The 1,688-nt window shown below is 68.9% G+C and carries 1 protein-coding gene and 1 pseudogene; both read right to left on the reverse strand.

Annotated features, from left to right (window positions below; all coding sequences use genetic code 11):
- Positions 1–205: pseudogene (locus tag ABEA10_RS43900) on the reverse strand (carbohydrate ABC transporter permease); the annotation flags it as partial.
- Entirely contained in the window at positions 202–1,551 is a 1,350-nt protein-coding gene (locus ABEA10_RS43905) for an ABC transporter permease (protein WP_345474498.1), read from the reverse strand. The gene ABEA10_RS43905 and the pseudogene ABEA10_RS43900, both read right to left, overlap by 4 nt.
- Between the last annotated feature and the right edge of the window lie 137 nt (positions 1,552–1,688).

Genomic DNA, 1,688 nt, shown 5'->3' on the forward strand with positions numbered 1-1,688 from the left:
CCTGCTGCGAACGCAGCGACGCGACGAACAACCCCAGCGTGGGGACCAGCCAGATCACCCCGATCACCAGGAGCAGCACCTGCACGAACCCGCCCCCGACCTTGGAGACGATCCGCGATGCCAGGCCCCGGCGCGGCGCACCGGAGTACCGCTCGTGCGCTCCGCCCTTCGCGCGGGCCCGCGCGTCGACAGCGTCGGTGGTCATCGGCTCTCCGCTCTGAAGCGTCGCAGGTTGAACAACATCGCGGGCACGACCAGCAAGAACAACAGGATCGCGACCGCCGACCCGGCCCCCTGGTCGTTGCCCCCGCCGAAGGACTCCGTCCACATCCGCACCGCGAGCACCGACGCGTTCGGGTCCCCGCCGCCGATGATGAACACCAGGTCGAACACCTTCAGGGCATTGATCAACATCGTCACGAACACGACCGTCAGCACCGGCGCCAGCAACGGGACGGTCACCCGCCGGAACACCTGCCACTCGGTCGCGCCGTCGACCCGCGCCGCCTCCAGCGCGTCCCGCGGGATCGCCGCCAGACCCGCCGCGATCAACACCATCGCGAACCCGGCCCACACCCACAGGAACGCCGCGATGATCGCCGGAGTGATCAACGTCGACCCCAGCCAGTCCACCCCCGCATACGCCGCCGTGAAGTTGCTCTTCGGCAGCTTCAGCGTCGCCCCGGCCGGAAGAGCCTTCGTGAAGACGAAGGAGCCGTCCTCATCCGTCGTCGTGGAGGCGAGGACCTTGGTGCCCGAGACGGCCTGGACCTTCATCCCCGCCAGGCCCGCCTCGGTGGGGTCGGGGGCGTTGAGCGTGCCACCGCCGCCCTTGGTGAAGTCGAACCACACCAGCCCCGACACCTTGCCCGGCACCGGCGCGGGGGCCTTGGCCGGGGTGATCTTCTTCGGCAGGTTCTCCGGCTTGACGCCCACCAGCGGCAACAGCGCGGTCTGCCCCGCCTGTACGGGGGTGCGGGTCGTCACCGCACCCGCCTGGGCGACGTCCGGGCTCCTGTCGTTCTGCCGGACCGTCGCGCCCGGATACCGGGAACCGCCCGCGAACGTGTCGTGGATCGACGTGATCACCGCATTGGCGACGCCCATCGAGGGGTCCTGCTCGTACACGAGGCGGAAGATCACACCCGAGGCCAGGAACGAGACGGCCATCGGCATGAACACCACCATCTTGAACGCCGTCGACCAGCGGATCCGCTCGGTCAGAACAGCGAACAACAGGCCCAGGATCATCACCACGGTCGGGGCGATCACGATCCAGATCGCGGTGTTCCGCACCGCGAGCAGGCTGTCGTGGTCGGTGAAGATGGCGGTGTAGTTGTCCAGCCCGACCATCTTCTTGCCGGTGGCGTCGAAGAAGCTACGGATCGCGGTGTAGATGATCGGATACGCCACCAGCGCACCCAGCAGCAGTAACGCCGGAAGCAGGAAGCCGAGCGCCAGCCAGGACGGCGGGCCGAGCCGACCCGACCCCGGGGTCCCTGCCTCGCCGGCGTCCCGCGGCGAGGCCGTCTCCTCACGTGCGACCGTCATGCCTCGCGTCCTTACTTGTAGGCCTTGGCCGCGTCGGCTTCCAGCTTGGCCTGCACGCCCTTGATGTCGCCCGGGTTCTTCACCAGCGCACGCAGGTCCTCCCACTCACCCTGACCCGGAGTGGCACCGAACGCCGC

The organism is Actinoallomurus oryzae (assembly GCF_039541955.1).
In the GTDB taxonomy this organism is placed as follows: Bacteria; Actinomycetota; Actinomycetes; order Streptosporangiales; family Streptosporangiaceae; genus Actinoallomurus; species Actinoallomurus oryzae.